The organism is Aeromonas sp. s1(2024), from assembly GCF_040908005.1.
In the GTDB taxonomy this organism is placed as follows: Bacteria; Pseudomonadota; Gammaproteobacteria; order Enterobacterales; family Aeromonadaceae; genus Aeromonas; species Aeromonas caviae.
The window spans coordinates 15,954-29,768 of sequence record NZ_JBFOCW010000066.1; the positions used below are offsets into that span (position 1 = coordinate 15,954).

Annotated in this window: 13 protein-coding genes and 8 tRNA genes; 11 read left to right on the forward strand and 10 right to left on the reverse strand. The window is 63.0% G+C overall.

Features of this window, described 5'->3' with window-relative positions; genetic code table 11:
* Positions 1 to 44: 44 nt before the first annotated feature.
* Both AB5Y70_RS15800 and AB5Y70_RS15805 read right to left on the reverse strand, forming a co-directional pair.
* On the reverse strand, positions 45 to 3,605 hold the full coding sequence (locus AB5Y70_RS15800; protein ID WP_362777370.1) for an ATP-binding cassette domain-containing protein: 3,561 nt from the start codon (positions 3,603 to 3,605) through the stop codon (positions 45 to 47).
* Positions 3,606 to 3,702: 97 nt separating this feature from the next.
* A complete protein-coding gene (locus AB5Y70_RS15805; RefSeq protein ID WP_362777372.1) occupies positions 3,703 to 4,980 on the reverse strand; it encodes an alpha/beta hydrolase in 1,278 nt (425 codons plus the stop codon).
* 236 nt (positions 4,981 to 5,216) lie between these two features.
* On the opposite strand from AB5Y70_RS15805, the gene AB5Y70_RS15810 reads away from it, so the two are divergent.
* The gene (locus AB5Y70_RS15810) at positions 5,217 to 5,339 is read left to right on the forward strand and encodes a hypothetical protein (protein WP_362777374.1); all 123 of its coding nucleotides are present in this window, start codon (positions 5,217 to 5,219) and stop codon (positions 5,337 to 5,339) included.
* A 155-nt stretch (positions 5,340 to 5,494) separates the two neighbouring features.
* Positions 5,495 to 5,716 (forward strand): hypothetical protein, encoded by a 222-nt coding sequence (locus AB5Y70_RS15815; RefSeq protein WP_010675494.1) that lies wholly within the window; start codon positions 5,495 to 5,497, stop codon positions 5,714 to 5,716.
* A gap of 64 nt (positions 5,717 to 5,780) precedes the next feature.
* Here the strand turns inward: AB5Y70_RS15815 and AB5Y70_RS15820 are convergent.
* Positions 5,781 to 5,856 (reverse strand) — tRNA-Asn (locus tag AB5Y70_RS15820).
* 5 nt (positions 5,857 to 5,861) lie between these two features.
* Positions 5,862 to 5,937 (reverse strand) — tRNA-Phe (locus tag AB5Y70_RS15825).
* Positions 5,938 to 6,317: 380 nt separating this feature from the next.
* Here AB5Y70_RS15825 and rraB point away from each other — a divergent pair.
* Entirely contained in the window at positions 6,318 to 6,653 is a 336-nt protein-coding gene (rraB, locus tag AB5Y70_RS15830) for a ribonuclease E inhibitor RraB (protein WP_010675493.1), read from the forward strand.
* Positions 6,654 to 6,721: 68 nt separating this feature from the next.
* On the opposite strand, the gene AB5Y70_RS15835 is transcribed toward rraB, so the two are convergent.
* A complete protein-coding gene (locus AB5Y70_RS15835) occupies positions 6,722 to 8,695 on the reverse strand; it encodes an EAL domain-containing protein (RefSeq protein WP_362777377.1) in 1,974 nt (657 codons plus the stop codon).
* A gap of 166 nt (positions 8,696 to 8,861) precedes the next feature.
* On the opposite strand from AB5Y70_RS15835, the gene AB5Y70_RS15840 reads away from it, so the two are divergent.
* The gene (locus tag AB5Y70_RS15840; RefSeq protein WP_029314787.1) at positions 8,862 to 9,356 is read left to right on the forward strand and encodes a hypothetical protein; all 495 of its coding nucleotides are present in this window, start codon (positions 8,862 to 8,864) and stop codon (positions 9,354 to 9,356) included.
* A gap of 96 nt (positions 9,357 to 9,452) precedes the next feature.
* On the opposite strand, the gene AB5Y70_RS15845 is transcribed toward AB5Y70_RS15840, so the two are convergent.
* From AB5Y70_RS15845 to rsgA, 5 genes are read right to left on the reverse strand one after another with little or no spacing between them, the layout of a single operon-like run.
* On the reverse strand, positions 9,453 to 9,854 hold the full coding sequence (locus tag AB5Y70_RS15845) for a hypothetical protein (protein ID WP_042014295.1): 402 nt from the start codon (positions 9,852 to 9,854) through the stop codon (positions 9,453 to 9,455).
* 2 nt (positions 9,855 to 9,856) lie between these two features.
* Complete coding sequence (locus tag AB5Y70_RS15850; protein WP_010675489.1) at positions 9,857 to 10,108, reverse strand: DUF2960 domain-containing protein; 252 nt, start codon at positions 10,106 to 10,108, stop codon at positions 9,857 to 9,859.
* 4 nt (positions 10,109 to 10,112) lie between these two features.
* The gene (locus AB5Y70_RS15855) at positions 10,113 to 10,361 is read right to left on the reverse strand and encodes a VF530 family DNA-binding protein (protein ID WP_041212447.1); all 249 of its coding nucleotides are present in this window, start codon (positions 10,359 to 10,361) and stop codon (positions 10,113 to 10,115) included.
* The gene (gene asd / locus AB5Y70_RS15860) at positions 10,358 to 11,230 is read right to left on the reverse strand and encodes an archaetidylserine decarboxylase (protein ID WP_042014303.1); all 873 of its coding nucleotides are present in this window, start codon (positions 11,228 to 11,230) and stop codon (positions 10,358 to 10,360) included. The genes AB5Y70_RS15855 and asd overlap by 4 nt, the downstream gene beginning before the upstream one ends.
* Positions 11,231 to 11,259: 29 nt before the next feature.
* A complete protein-coding gene (rsgA, locus tag AB5Y70_RS15865; protein WP_368176081.1) occupies positions 11,260 to 12,294 on the reverse strand; it encodes a small ribosomal subunit biogenesis GTPase RsgA in 1,035 nt (344 codons plus the stop codon).
* 91 nt (positions 12,295 to 12,385) lie between these two features.
* On the opposite strand from rsgA, the gene orn reads away from it, so the two are divergent.
* The 7 genes from orn (at position 12,386) to AB5Y70_RS15900 (ending at position 13,797) form a co-directional block, all read left to right on the forward strand.
* A complete protein-coding gene (gene orn, locus AB5Y70_RS15870) occupies positions 12,386 to 12,931 on the forward strand; it encodes an oligoribonuclease (protein ID WP_042014296.1) in 546 nt (181 codons plus the stop codon).
* A gap of 177 nt (positions 12,932 to 13,108) precedes the next feature.
* Positions 13,109 to 13,184 (forward strand) — tRNA-Gly (locus tag AB5Y70_RS15875).
* Positions 13,185 to 13,209: 25 nt separating this feature from the next.
* Positions 13,210 to 13,285 (forward strand) — tRNA-Gly (locus AB5Y70_RS15880).
* Between the two features lie 32 nt (positions 13,286 to 13,317).
* Positions 13,318 to 13,393: transfer RNA gene (locus tag AB5Y70_RS15885), tRNA-Gly, on the forward strand.
* A gap of 114 nt (positions 13,394 to 13,507) precedes the next feature.
* A tRNA-Gly gene (locus AB5Y70_RS15890) sits at positions 13,508 to 13,583 on the forward strand.
* 24 nt (positions 13,584 to 13,607) lie between these two features.
* Positions 13,608 to 13,683, forward strand: a tRNA-Gly gene (locus AB5Y70_RS15895).
* 38 nt (positions 13,684 to 13,721) lie between these two features.
* Positions 13,722 to 13,797, forward strand: a tRNA-Gly gene (locus tag AB5Y70_RS15900).
* The last annotated feature ends 18 nt before the right edge of the window (positions 13,798 to 13,815 follow it).

A 13,815-nucleotide genomic window follows, 5' to 3' on the forward strand; every position in this document is an offset into this window, starting at 1 on the left:
AGCAACAAGGGCTGCCCGGGGGCAGCCCTTGTTATTGTTGGCGCTCATGCCGTCTGGGGCACCTGACGGCTGACCTGGCCGGCAAACAGCTGGTGGAAGCGGGAGTGGGAGTTGGCCAGCAGGCTCACCGGCGAACCCTGCTCCACCACGGTGCCGGCCTCCATCACCACCACCTTGTCTACCGACAAGAGCGGCTCCAGGTGGTGGGCGATCACCAGATAGCTGGCCTCCGGCCGGTAGCGGTAGAGCAGCTCTGCCATCTTGCGCATGCCGCCGTGATCGAGGTCCGAGGTGGCCTCGTCCAGCACGATGAGCGGTCGGCGCGACAGCAGGATGCGGGCGATCACCAACAACTGGGTCTCGCCAGCGGAGAGTTGCAGCCTGTCGAGATCCTCGTCCAGCCGCCCGGCGCAGCGCTCGGCGAGGCCCACCCGGGCCAGCGCCTGCTCAAGCACGGCGTCCTCATGCTCGGCCAGGGGCGTCAGATTGGCCCGCAAGGTGCCAAAGAAGGTGAGCGGGATCTGGGAGACTGTGTCGTAGAGGTCGCGCACCGCCTCCGGTGCAAGTCGTGACAGTGGCTGATTGCCGTAGAAGATCTCTCCCTGGGAGGCGGGATACATGGCCTGCAATACCCCCAGCAGGGAGCTTTTGCCTGCCCCGGTACGCCCGCACACACCCACCTTTTCACCGGGGGCCAGCTCGAAGTTCACCTTGTGCAGCGCCCACTGGCTGGTCTGGGGGTAGCGCAGCCCCAGGTTGTCGAAGCGCACTGCGGGGTGAGGGGTGGCGAGGGCCTCTCCCTCTTGGCGTTCGCTCTCTATTTCGCTGTATTCGCGCACCCGCTCTACCGCGTTCATCACCTGTTCCACTTCGGCAAAGGTGCGGATGAGGGAGTTGAGCATGGCGGAAGCGGTAAAGGCATAGGTGATGGCAACCGCCCCCAGCAGCGGGCTGTTGCCAAAGGCCACCATTAGTGCCACGGCCCCCACCAGGGCGGCGGAGAGCAGGGTCTGGTGCATGCCGAGCCAGCGGTTGATGGAGGTGGTGGTGTACCAGCTGCGCAGGTTGTTGTCATAGTGGTGCAGCACCTGGTCCAGCGCGAAACGCTCGGCCCCGGCCAGGCGCAGGGCGGGGGCGCCGCGGATGGTTTCGCTGATGCTGATGTAGAGCGGGGAGCGCAGCACCGAGGACTGGCGCCGCAGCTTGAGTTGCACCGCCCGGTAGCGGCGCTGTAATACATAGAGCGCCCATCCCACCAGGGGGGCGATGAGCAGCAGCAGGGGAATATTGATGCCGATCACCACCACCTGCAAGGCCACGGACACCAGCATGCCGAACAGTCCCACCAGCATGGAGAGCAGCATCTCTTGCGCCTCCCCCAGATCCCGGTCGAAGCGGTTGAGGATGCGCCCCTGGGGCACCTTGTCGAAGAAGGCCATGGGGGCGCGGCTGATGCGCCCCAGCATGCCGTCAAACAGGGTCCAGGCCAGCTTGAGGCCGAGTTTGTAGTTGATGACTCGCACCGCCATGATGCAGGCGAGGGAGCCCGCCCCCAGCAGCACATAGATGCCGAGCAGGGTCGTGACGTCGCTCACCTCGGCCTTGCCGCCGAGCCAGAGATCCGAGGCGATGCGCAGCCCCTCCTGGCCCAGGGTGAGCAGCAGGACGAGCAGGATGGCACCGGGGGCGGCGAGGCGCTGCCACATGAAGCCAAACAGCCCCCAGTCCACCTTGCCCTCCACCACTTTCTCCTCGCTGAACTGCTCCGCCTCCTGAGGGGGCACCGGCGGGGCGGGCTGGGGATGCTGGACAAGATCCGCCAACTGGTGGGCATCGAGCTCCACCAGGCGCCCCTGCTCGATGCGGATCACCCGATCGCACCTGGCCAGCACATCCGGATCGTGGCTCACCAGGAGCCGGGTCGGCCCCGGCTTGAAGACGAGCCCCTGCTCCAGTACCTGGGCCGCGACCATGGGGTCGAGCGCAGACAAGGGGTTGTCCAGCAGCAGGATATCGGCCCGGGCGTAGAGGGCGCGAGCTAGGGCGACCCGCTGCTGCTGGCCGCCGGAGAGGCGGGTGCCGAGCTCGCCCACCAGGGTTTGATCCCCGTGGCTGAGCAGCGCGAGATCGGCCGTGAGGGCGCAGGCGCCGAGCACCCAACGATAGCGCTCGGCGTGCCAGGGCTGGCCGAACAAGATGTTGTTGCGGATGGTGTCGTTCATCAGCCAGGGTTTATGGCCCAGATGGGCAACCCGGCCGTGGCGACGGATGCTGCCGGCAAACTCGCTGTCAAAGCCGGCAACCAGATGCAGCAGGCAGCTCTTGCCCGCCCCGGTGGCCCCGGTGATCCCCACGAGCTCCCCCGGTGCGATGGCGAGGTTGGCTCCCTCGAGCACCGGTTTTTGCTGGTGCAGGGCACTGACGCCTTCCAGGTGGAGGGCCCCCGCCGGCAGGGCGGGATCATCGAGTTCCCGATGCTGCTCCGGGCTGTTCAGGAACTCGCACAGCCGGCTGAAGCCGGTGTTGAAGTTGATCAGGGTGCGGATGAGGTAGGGCAGTCGCATCATGGGGATGCGCAGCACGGTAAACAGGGCGATGGTGGTGAACACCTGGGGCAGGGTGAGGGTGTTGCCCGACGCCAGGTAGGTGGTGAAGGTGGCCAGGGTCACCAGCAGGGGAGTGCTCAGCATCAGCCCTTCATTGATGGCATCGAGCCTGAGCACCCGGCCCAGCACCCCCAGCTCCTGCTGGCGCTTGGTGTTGGCCGCCCGGGTGAAGAAGGGGCCAAGCCCGTTCTGGCGCACCAGCCGCAGCTTCTTGATGTATTCCGCCAGGATGCCGTTGCGCTCGTCCTGTTGACGCTTGAGCTGCTGCTCCTGCTGGTTCATGCGCCGCACCACCCGGGTGGAGATGAGCAGCAGCAGGGCCAGCACCGCGAAGCCCACCAGACCGGCACTGCCCACCTGCCACACCAGCAGGGCGATGGTGCCGATGAGTTGCAGCGCCATGGTGATCGGCATGGCGGGGTCCGCAAGAATCCAAGTAATGTCCCACACGTCCCGGTTGATGAGGTTCTGAACCCGGCCGCCGGCCTTGTCGTCGAAGCTCTTGCCACCCTGCTTCATCACCTTGGCGAGCAGGGATTCGGCCAGCAGACGGCGGATGGGCACGTGCATCTTGAGGGCCAGTTGCAGGGAGTGCTCTGCCAGCATGCCGGCGGCGAGCACGGAGGCGAACAGGGCCAGGGCCAGCAGCAGCTTGTGGCCGGTGGTGGCATCGGTGCCGAGCTGGGTCATGCTGTGGTTGAGCAGCCAGGGGCTGGTCAGGGTGGCGAGCATGCCGAGCAGTTGCAGCAGGGTGAGCAGGCCAATCCGTCCCTTGTAATGGCGCCAGATAAAGGCGGTCAGGGGCCAGGGGCGCACCGGCTGGCGGGCAGTGAGCGCGAGGAAGGCGTCGGCGCGGCCGTCGCGCCTGTCTTCCGGCAGCAGGGGATAGAGATCGTCGAGACTGACCTGGGGCTGGGTCAGCCCCTTGCGCAGCAGCGGGCCGGTCCAGCTATAGAAGAGGCGACTCAGCCAGCCGGCCGAGATTTCCGGATGATCCAATGGGTGTCCTTGTTGTTTTGTGTTGCTTCCATGGGCGGGGCGGCTCATGGGCCGCCCTCGAACTTGTTGTCTTGCTGCGGGCGTGCGCCCGGCGGGATCAGCGATCCCGGTTCATGCGGATGAGACGGTCCAGGATCCGCTCGCCATCGACCCGCAGGCCGTTGTGTTCGTACTCGTTGGTGATCCAGGCGCGGCTGTTGCCAAGCCCCTTCAGGGTGTCGCGGCTGAAGTCAAACTCCACGAACATGTCCTCGGCATAGACGGCGCAGGCCACCGGCACAGTGTTGCGGGCCAGCTGCGCCGGATCGTAGAGGGGGCCCCAGTCCGCTTTCTGGGCCAGCAGGTGGGCGGCCTCCTTCAGGGGAATGAGCTCGCGGAACTGCTCGAACATCCAGGGGAAGATCATCTCGCCGGTGAAGGCGAAATCTTTGCCTGGCGCCCAGGCCAGGGCAGGAAACTCCCTTCTCACCCGCTCGGCCGCCCAGTTGCTGGCACTCCCTTCGCAATAGATGAGCTCGTGCAGGATGGCGAACACCGGGTTGGTGTTGAACGGCTGCATGGCCTGCACCTGGTAGAGGAAGGCGGGGTTGAGGCGTTCGCCGATGAAGGCGTCTTCCAGCAGGTAGTAAAGTGCCTCGAAGGCGCCGCTGGCCCCCAGATCCAGCCCCTGCTGCTGCAACTGCTCCACCGTCAGACGTTGGCCGTTGGGCAGGCGCACATCGTAGTGGTGCAGGTGGTTGGCCAGCCGGTTGGCCAGGGCCTGGGCATGGGGGAAGCGGGTGAAGAAGGCGCGGTTCTTGTCCGCTACCCGCTGGTAGGTGGCGCGGTAGACCTCATCCGCACTGCGCCCGATGGGGGCCACGCCGCCGGTGAGGTAGACTTCGTGCAGGCTCCTTGGGAACAACGAGAGGTAGGTGAGGCTGCAAAAGCCGCCGAAACTCTGGCCGAGCAGGCTCCAGGGGCGCCCCGGGCTCAGCATCTCGCGAATGCATTCGGCGTCGCGCACTATGCTGTCGGCGCGAAAATGGCCGAGGTAGTCCGCCTGCTCACCTGGGGTCATCCCCGCCAGGGCGTCAGCACTGATGGGGGTGGAGTGGCCGGTGCCGCGCTGATCGAGCAGCAGCACCCGAAACTCCTGCAGGGCCCGCTTGATCCAGCCGCCATCGGCGGTGGGGCGAGGAGCGCCAAAGCCCGGGCCCCCCTGCAAATAGAGCAGCCAGGGCAGGTCATCATCCAGCTTGTCCTTGCGGCAGAGGGTGCGGCCAAACAGGGTGAGGGTCGCCTCCTCGTCGGGATGCTGGTGGTCGAGGGGCACGGTAAAAAAGTGTGGCTCGCAATGGATGCCATCCAGCACATAGTGCAAGGGGCTGCTCATCTGGGGTCTCCCTGAGGGTAGGAAAATCGTCGGCCTCATCATAGCCCTGGCGCAGGAGCGGGTCACGCCAGTTTTCCAGATTGTTAACAGAGATGGAGTCTGAGGTCGGTGCCGTACAAGGTGTGGTTTCGCCGCAGTTGACGGCGGGCTGCAACTGGACAAAGATGAGCCGCCTGCCGGGACGGGCAGGGATAGGTCAGCACCCCGGGTGCAGGAAACTGGATGGAGTTGGCTCGATGAAACGTGTTCGCAAGAGACGCACACAGAGGGATCCGGAGGGGGTGCTGCAGGCGGGTTTGCTGGTGTTCAGCGCCACCTGTGGTGCCACTCTGTTGCTGGCGGCCTGCAACGGCGGTTAGCTGAGTGAAACAGACCCGCTTGTCATGAGCGGGTTTTTTCATGCCGGAGCAGAAGGTCGGGACCTGCCTGTAGCCCTTTGCTGACGCGGGTTTGCGGTATGCAGAGTACGGCTGCTATGGTCAATTTACGACCGGATCCACAGAGGGAGGCGATCATGAACAGTCGTGAAAAAGTCCTGGCTCATTTGGCCACAGATCACCGGGTTGCAGGATTGACCGCTGGCGAGGCACTGGCTGGCATGAGCCACTCGATGAGTTCGCTCCTGCTGCAACAGGATCAGCACTTCTTTCGCCGCCATGCGGACGACCCCTGCCACGAAGTCGCCCGGGCCTGCTCGGCTGGACACGTATGGCATGGGGACGAAAACCACTACTAGCCCCGGCATGTGAGTAAATGACAGATGCAAAAAGGCCCGCTCATCTGAGCGGGCCTTTCGAATTTGGCTCCTCCTACTGGACTTGAACCAGTGACATACGGATTAACAGTCCGCCGTTCTACCGACTGAACTAAGGAGGAATAGTTGGTGCCCAGAGACGGAATCGAACCGCCGACACGGGGATTTTCAATCCCCTGCTCTACCGACTGAGCTATCTGGGCAACGGCGCGCATTAAACCCTTTCTGGACTGAGGTGTCAACCACAGGCCGCAGATTGATGTACCGTTCGCTCGATATCCGAGCAATCTTCCCGTGATTGGGCCAGTTTCCCCGTTTTTGCCATGAAAAGAGGGGCGCCTGTGGGAAAGGGCGCCCAGCAGCCAGCAGAACATCATGAAGGATGGCGGGCTGCCTGACGTGCCGAGGGCTGCCCGTTGGCGCCAAGCCGGAAGAGGCGCCAGTTATCTTGGCCCATCGATTGAGCCTGCCGCGCTCTGCGGGTATGCTTTGCCGCACTCATCCCCTGGCCATGGTCCGGGCCGACGCGGCTGGCAGGGGTGACATCCATCCAACACCGCCTGGGGTTTATATGAATACCAATATGCAAGAGTGGCGCGAAGAGACCGCCGCCATCGTCAACGAGCTGCTGGCCGATGGCAGCAACCCGGATCTGGATTACGAGATTGAGCACCACTTTGCCTGCCAGAAGTTCGATCTGCTGGAGAAGGCGGCGGTCGATCTGTTCAAGGCCGGTTTCGAAGTGACCGACGCCGAGGAGATGGAGCTGGACGACGGCGCTACCATCTTCTGCTTCGACGCCATGGTGGAGTGCAAGCTGGACATCGACACCATCGTCGCCGACATCGAGAAGATGCTACCCATCCTCGAGAAATACGGGGTGGACTACGACGGTTGGGGCACCTACTTCCAGGAGTAAGTTCGCCAGATCACACACGCTTTGCAAAAACAACAAGGCCACCCTCGGGTGGCCTTGTTGTTGCTGGCTTACTGCTCCGGCAGCTGATAGCTGCGGGCAAAGTCGGCCGGTGGGAGGGGGCGGCTGAACAGATAGCCTTGCAGCCGATCGCAACCGACCAGCACCAGCCAGGCCTGCTGCTCCGGCGTCTCCACCCCTTCGGCGGTGATCTTGATGCCAAGTTCATGGCCCAACCCGATGACGGAACGCACGATGGCGGTGGTGGCCTGGTTGGTGGCCAGCCCCTGGGTGAAGCTCTTGTCGAGCTTGAGGGTCGCCACCTGCAGCCTGGGAAGGTAGGCGAGGGAGCAGTAGCCGGTGCCGAAGTCGTCGATGGCGAGCTGGAAGCCCGCCTCGATGAGGCTGGCCAGGTTGCTCTCAATCTCGTCGGCATTCTCCATCAGCACCCCTTCGGTGATCTCCAGCTCCAGTTGCCAGGGGGCGAGCCCGTGGCGCGCGATGCAGTCGAAGATCTGAGGGCAGAGCTCGGGATCGCGGAACTGCAGGGGCGAGAGGTTGATGGAGAGCACCAGGTCCGGGGCCGCCACCTGCCAGCGGGCAAGCTGGGCACAGCCGAGCTCCAGCATCAGCTGGCCGAGCTGGCCGATGAGCCCCAGCTCCTCCGCCAGCGGGATGAACTCGTCGGGGGAGATCATGCCGAATTCGGGATGGGGCCAGCGGCAGAGCAGCTCTGCCCCGTGCAGCCGGTTGCTGTGGGTACAGATGATGGGCTGGTAGACGGCGGTCAGCTCGGCGGACTTGATGGCGAGTGGCAACTGGGCGGCGATGAGCTGGCGGCGTTTGAGCTTGGCATCGAGTGCGGGGTCGAACAGGGTACAGTGCTGCTGCTGGCGCTTGCCCTGGGCCAGGGCGGCCTCGGCGTGGCTCAGCAGACGCTCGGCATCCTTGGCCTTGCCATGGGCGATGCCGAGGAACACCGGGATCTGGATCCTGTGCTCCTCGACCTGATAGGGCGTCATCAGCTCCTGCTGCAGGTTGCGGCTCCACGCATCCAGAGAGAGGGGGAGCTCGGGCAGCAGCAGGGCGAAGTCATCCGCCGCGACCCGACAGAGCAGGGACTGGGGCGGCGCCAGTCGTTGCAGGCGGCGGGCCACCTGGCTCAGCAGGCGGTCGGCGACCCGTATGCCGAAGCGATCGTTGATCTCGCGAAAATGTTGCAGATCCACCAGCAGCAGGCTGGCCTTGCGGGCCCCCAGATGACGGCTGGTCTGCAGGAAGTGGGAGAGCTTGAGCAGGCCGGTCAGGCTGTCGTAGTGCTGCTCTTGCTGCAACTGGGCCTGGGTGGTGCGCAGCCCGGTGATGTCGCGGCTAAGGGTAAGGATGCCGAGGGAGTTGCCCTCGTCATCCGGCACCTCGACCCTGGTGACCTCCAGATGGCGGCCTCTGCCCTGGGCATCCACCACGCAATACTCCCCCTGACCCAGGGTTTGTTCGACGGGCAGCCGGGGCGGGACGCGCCGACCCAGAGCCTCGCTTGCCACCAGCCCCATGAAGTCGAGAAAGGCCTGGTTGCAGTCGATGAGCACGCCCTGATGATCCTCGAGACGGATGAGGTCGGGAATGGCATCCAGCAGGCGGCGTTGCAGCAACTGCTGCTGGCGGAAGGTTTGCTCCAGCTCCTTGCGCTGATCGATGGCGCTGACCATGGCAAACAGGGCGATGGGGTCGCCGTGCTCGTCATACAGGGGAACCTTGTTGATCTCCATCCAGCTGGCGCCTTCGCCGCTGTGGCAATGGAGCTGCTGGTGCAGCAGGGGTTTGCCGTCGGCCAGCAGGCGGTCATCTTCCTCCCGGAAGACATCCCCCCAGGGCATCTCGGCATCGCTCTTGCCAATGAGTTCGCTCGGGTCTTGCAGGCCGGCTTCCCTGGCGAATGCCTTGTTGGCAAACAGGTACCGTCCGTGCTTGTCCCGGCAGAAGATATTCATGGGTAACTGGTCGATGATCTGCTGCAGCAGCGCTAGGGAGAGCGAAGAAGTCACGAGAGCACTCACGGGGGAGACTTCGAGCAAATCTATGATAACAGGTGGGTTTTGTAAAGCCTGGGTTAAGAGTACGCCATTTGTGCGGATCCCTGCTGACAGCCTGTGTCGCGATCGCCATAATAGCCGCCGGTTGGCCTATGGCCTTATGGATGAGAGAAGCAGCATGAAGAAGATAATGGGGGGCGCCCTGGCCCTGTTGATGGTGGGTTGTGCGAGCGACAACAACGGCGGCGAGCAGTATCGCTATACCCCGCCGGTTGCCAAGGCAACCAACAACACCCAGGAGATGGCGATCCCGGTGGATCTGGTGTGGGCCCGTGCCGAGAAGTGGTTCGGCGATCACGGCCTGAACATCGAGAACAGCCAGCGTGGTGCCGGTCTGATGACCGCCAACGTGGAAAACTCGGCCGATGGTCTGGAGTGGCTGGATTGCGGCACCATGGGGTCCAAGGTGGCGCTGGGCAACCCCAACCTGCAGATCAACCTGATCATCACCCAGAGCGGCAACAACAGCGTTGCCACCGTGAACGTCAAGGGCAATACCCAGCTCTACTTCGTCGAGTCCTCCGGCGAGCGGGTACTGGCTCCCTCCATCACCCCGGTGTGCGTCTCCCGTGGCAGCCTGGAACAGAGCCTGTTCTCCACCCTCGGCAACTGATCCTGCCGGGTATCATGAAAAACCCCGTTGCATGCAACGGGGTTTTTTTATGCCTGCTCCGCGCCCATCAGGGCGTGAGGGGAGGGATGACGAGGATCAGGGGGTCAGATCGCCGTGATAGAGTACATGGTCGCCGGATTTGAGCACATAGCCCTTCCAGGGGAAGAGCTGATAGCCACCGCCCTGCCAGGACCAGTTGCCCTCTTCGCCCTGGCGGATCAGCCGGATCGGCTCGCCCTCTGGCAGGGTCAGCTCGGCCTGACTCTGATCGGCATTGAACAGCACGAAGGCGCTGACGGTCTGACCAGCATCGGTCGGATTGAGGCGAATGCCCTGCTCGAACAGCCGCACGCACTGGCCTGCCAGCGCCGACCATTGATAACCCGCGCTGCCGATGCAGCCATGTTCGTCGCGATCCGCGCCGACCAGGGGCTCCTTCGGTGTCGTGTTGCAGGCGGCCAGCAGCAGGGTGGCCGCCATCAGGGTCAGGGTGCGCATGGTTACTCCTTGGCGTCCCGTTCGATGACGATGTTGGAGAAGCCCAGTTCCTTGAAGTAGTTCTCCCGGTAATCCTTCACGCTCTTCTTGTCGCGGCGGCACACCTGGGCCAACTGCTCTTCCATGGCGTGGAAGCGGGTCAGATCGATCCCCTCGGCGGCGGCAACGGCATCATAGATGCTGTTGAACTTGTCATTGGCGTAGCCAATCTCCCTGGCCTGCTTCTTGTAGGTGTAGGTAATCTTGAACGCCATGGCGTCACTCCTTCTCTTTGGCCTGCTTGCGCTGGACGTACAGATAGAGGCTTTCGACCTTCTCTCTGGCCCAGGGGGTCTTGCGCAAGAACTTCAGGCTGGACTTGATGCTGGGATTATCGGTGAAGCAGCGGATATTGATCTGCTGCCCCAGCGCTTCCCAGCCATAGTGCGCGACCAGAGCGGTGACGATGGCCTCCAGGGTCAGCCCGTGCAGCGGGTTGTTCTTCTGGGAAGCGGGTTGATCGCTCATGCTTGTGCCGCCAGGGTGGCAAAGGGCTGACCCATGCGGGTGGTGACCCCGTTGGCCAGGTGCGGCTCGAAACCGGCCAGCATGCCCGGGCCAAACAGGCAGACGACAGTGCTGCCCAGCTTGAACAGGCCCATCTCGGCCCCCTTTTGCAGGGTGATGGCTTCATCGCCGGTGTAGTCCCAGCGCACCACCTTCTTCTCTTTGGTCGGCGCTATGTTGCCGGCCCAGATGGTTTCGATGCTCGCGACGATAGTGGCACCGACCAGCACCAGGGCCATGGGGCCGTGGGGGGTACGGAAGGTGGCCACCACCCGCTCGTTGCGGGCAAACAAGTTGGGCACGTTCTCGGCGGTGAGGGGGTTGACGGAGAAGAGATCCCCAGGCACGAACACCATGCTCTCCAGCACGCCGTCCAGCGGCATGTGGATGCGGTGGTAATCCTTGGGTGCCAGATAGATGGTAGCGAAGTCGCCATCCTTGAACGGGGCTACCAGATCCTCATAGCCCCCCAGCAGCTCGCGGGCGCTGTAGTCGTGGCCCTTGGCCTGGATGATGCGACCTTGGCTGATGGGCCCGAGCTGGCTGACGGTGCCATCCACCGGCAGGGCCAGGGTCATGGCGTCTTCCACCACGGGGCGGATGCCGGGCTTGAGCTCGCGGGTGAAGAATTCGTTGAAGCTCTTGTAGTGGGCAGGGCTCTCGTGCAGCGCCTCGCTCATGTCGACCTGGTACTGCTTGATAAAGGCCTCGATCACCCTGGTGGTGAGGTTGCCCGCTTCGGCGGCGGCAAGTTTGCCCACCAGGCGGGAGAGGGCGTGTTTGGGCAGGCAGTATTGACCGGCAATTTTCAGGTTGTCAGTGATGCTCATGATCTTCATCTGGGAATGAGTTGAACGGGTCACAGCCGCGCCTGTTGGCGACCGTGGCGGGCTTCCTGCATGGTTTCCAGGATGCTGTGGTAGTTGTGGAAGCGATCGGCGCTGATGGCGCCCGCTTCGACCGCGGCGCGCAGGGCGCAGCCGGGATCGTCCTTGTGGGTGCAGTCGCGGAACTTGCAGCCACCCAGGTAGTCGCGAAACTCGACGAAGCACCAGGTGATGCGGTCGGCTTCCAGGTGCCAGAGGGCGAACTCGCGGATCCCGGGGGAGTCGATGAGATCGCCGCCGCTCGGGAAGTGGTAGAGCCGCGCCGTGGTGGTGGTGTGCTGGCCGAGCCCCGAGTTCTCGGAGATCTCGCCGGTGAGCACGTCCAGCCCCGGCATCAGGGCGTTGGTGAGGGACGACTTGCCCACCCCGGACTGGCCCACGAAGATGCTGATCTTGTCGGTGAGCGCCGCCTTTAAGGCGTCGATGCCCTCACCGCTCTCGCAGCTCACCAGCAGCACCTCGTAACCGAGCTTGCGGTAGGTCTCGAGCTGGTGCTCGATACGGGCGCGGGCCGCGTCATCGAGCATGTCGACCTTGTTCAGCACGATGAGGGGCGCTATCTCCACATCTTCTGCCGCCACCAGGTAGCGGTCGACGATGTTGGTGGAGAACTCGGGCATCACCGCCGAGACGATGATGATCTGGTCGATGTTGGCGGCGATGGGTTTGACCCCGTCGTAGAAGTCCGGCCGGGTCAGCACCGAGTGGCGCGGATGCACCGCCTCGATGACGCCGGCAGTCGCGGCATTGAGGCCGGGGCGCCACACCACCTTGTCGCCGCACACCAGGCTGCTGATGCTGCTGCGCCGCAGGTTGCTGCGGTGGATGGCACCATCGCTCGCCTCGACATCCGCGTGCTGGCCGAAACGGCTGATCACCACCCCTTCGATGGCGGGGCCGAACAGGGTGTCATCCACCACTGTGGTGTGCTCTTTTTGCAGCCGCCGCTCGCGGTTGGCCTGGACGCGCCTTTGTTGACCCAGATTGAGTTTTGCTTTCTTTGCCACGGGGTTTGCCAGTTTATGAACAGATTCAAAGCCAGTATGATACATGCAAATTGGCAAAATTCCGCCATTCCTCCCAATAGAGAGAGCAATCATGACAGTCAGCGCGCAGAACCTGGTATGGATCGACATGGAGATGACGGGTCTGGACCCCGAAGAGAACGTGGTACTGGAGATCGCCACCATCGTCACCGACAAGGACCTGAACGTGCTGGCCGAAGGGCCGGTCATCGCCATCCACCAGAGCGAGGAAGAGCTGGGCAAGATGGATGACTGGAACGTCAACACCCACACCAAGAGCGGGCTGGTGGCCCGGGTCAAGGCGAGTGAATACGACGAGGCCAAGGCCGTTGCCGAGACCCTCGCCTTCATTCGCCAGTGGGTGCCGGAGCGCACCAGCCCCCTGTGCGGCAACAGCATCGGCCAGGATCGCCGCTTCATGGTCAAGCACATGAGCGATCTGGAAGCCTTCTTTCATTACCGCAACGTGGACGTCAGCACCATCAAGGAGCTGGTCCGTCGTTGGCAGCCTGAACTGCTGGATCAGTTCAAGAAGAGCGGCTCCCACCAGGCGCTGGACGACATCCGCGAATCCATTGCCGAACTGCAGTTCTACCGCGCCCACGTCTTCAAAATCTGAGTGGCTGGCAAGGGTTTGCCGTCGTTCGGTTGCTAAAATCAGCAGTTCGGCCAGCTTTTGAGCGAACGGCTGCAACCAGACAAAAAAGCCCTTGCAATTGGAATGTCTGCTCTTATAATTCGGCTCCCGTACAGTAGCGCAAGCAACCAAATGCTGTACGGTCTGTTTTCAGGTTTTGCGGGAATAGCTCAGTTGGTAGAGCACGACCTTGCCAAGGTCGGGGTCGCGAGTTCGAGTCTCGTTTCCCGCTCCAAAATGTTTGCTGATGACGTTCCGATGCGGGAATAGCTCAGTTGGTAGAGCACGACCTTGCCAAGGTCGGGGTCGCGAGTTCGAGTCTCGTTTCCCGCTCCAATCATCAGCACAGCCTCAAGACAATCCATGTTGCGGGAATAGCTCAGTTGGTAGAGCACGACCTTGCCAAGGTCGGGGTCGCGAGTTCGAGTCTCGTTTCCCGCTCCAATATGCAGTGCCGGAGTCACCGAGTTGGTAGAGCATGTTGAGTGCTTGCCAAGGTCGGGGTAGCGAGCGCGAGTCTCGTTGCTGGCTCCAAAAATATGTAAGTGATATTCCGATGCGGGAATAGCTCAGTTGGTAGAGCACGACCTTGCCAAGGTCGGGGTCGCGAGTTCGAGTCTCGTTTCCCGCTCCAATCACTTGCAGATGACATTCTGTTGCGGGAATAGCTCAGTTGGTAGAGCACGACCTTGCCAAGGTCGGGGTCGCGAGTTCGAGTCTCGTTTCCCGCTCCAAACAGTGTCCGGTAGATATGTGTAAGTGATATTCCGTTGCGGGAATAGCTCAGTTGGTAGAGCACGACCTTGCCAAGGTCGGGGTCGCGAGTTCGAGTCTCGTTTCCCGCTCCAATCACTTGCAGATGACAT

Coding starts and splice junctions, on each gene's coding strand:
- AB5Y70_RS15810 (WP_362777374.1), top strand. CDS start 5,217: ATGAAACGTGTTCGCAAGAGACGCACACAGAGGGATCCGGAGGGGGTG.
- AB5Y70_RS15815 (WP_010675494.1), top strand. CDS start 5,495: ATGAACAGTCGTGAAAAAGTCCTGGCTCATTTGGCCACAGATCACCGG.
- AB5Y70_RS15855 (WP_041212447.1), bottom strand. CDS start 10,361: ATGAGCGATCAACCCGCTTCCCAGAAGAACAACCCGCTGCACGGGCTG.
- AB5Y70_RS15850 (WP_010675489.1), bottom strand. CDS start 10,108: ATGGCGTTCAAGATTACCTACACCTACAAGAAGCAGGCCAGGGAGATT.
- asd (WP_042014303.1), bottom strand. CDS start 11,230: ATGAGCATCACTGACAACCTGAAAATTGCCGGTCAATACTGCCTGCCC.
- orn (WP_042014296.1), top strand. CDS start 12,386: ATGACAGTCAGCGCGCAGAACCTGGTATGGATCGACATGGAGATGACG.
- AB5Y70_RS15845 (WP_042014295.1), bottom strand. CDS start 9,854: ATGCGCACCCTGACCCTGATGGCGGCCACCCTGCTGCTGGCCGCCTGC.
- AB5Y70_RS15840 (WP_029314787.1), top strand. CDS start 8,862: ATGAAGAAGATAATGGGGGGCGCCCTGGCCCTGTTGATGGTGGGTTGT.
- rraB (WP_010675493.1), top strand. CDS start 6,318: ATGCAAGAGTGGCGCGAAGAGACCGCCGCCATCGTCAACGAGCTGCTG.
- AB5Y70_RS15805 (WP_362777372.1), bottom strand. CDS start 4,980: ATGAGCAGCCCCTTGCACTATGTGCTGGATGGCATCCATTGCGAGCCA.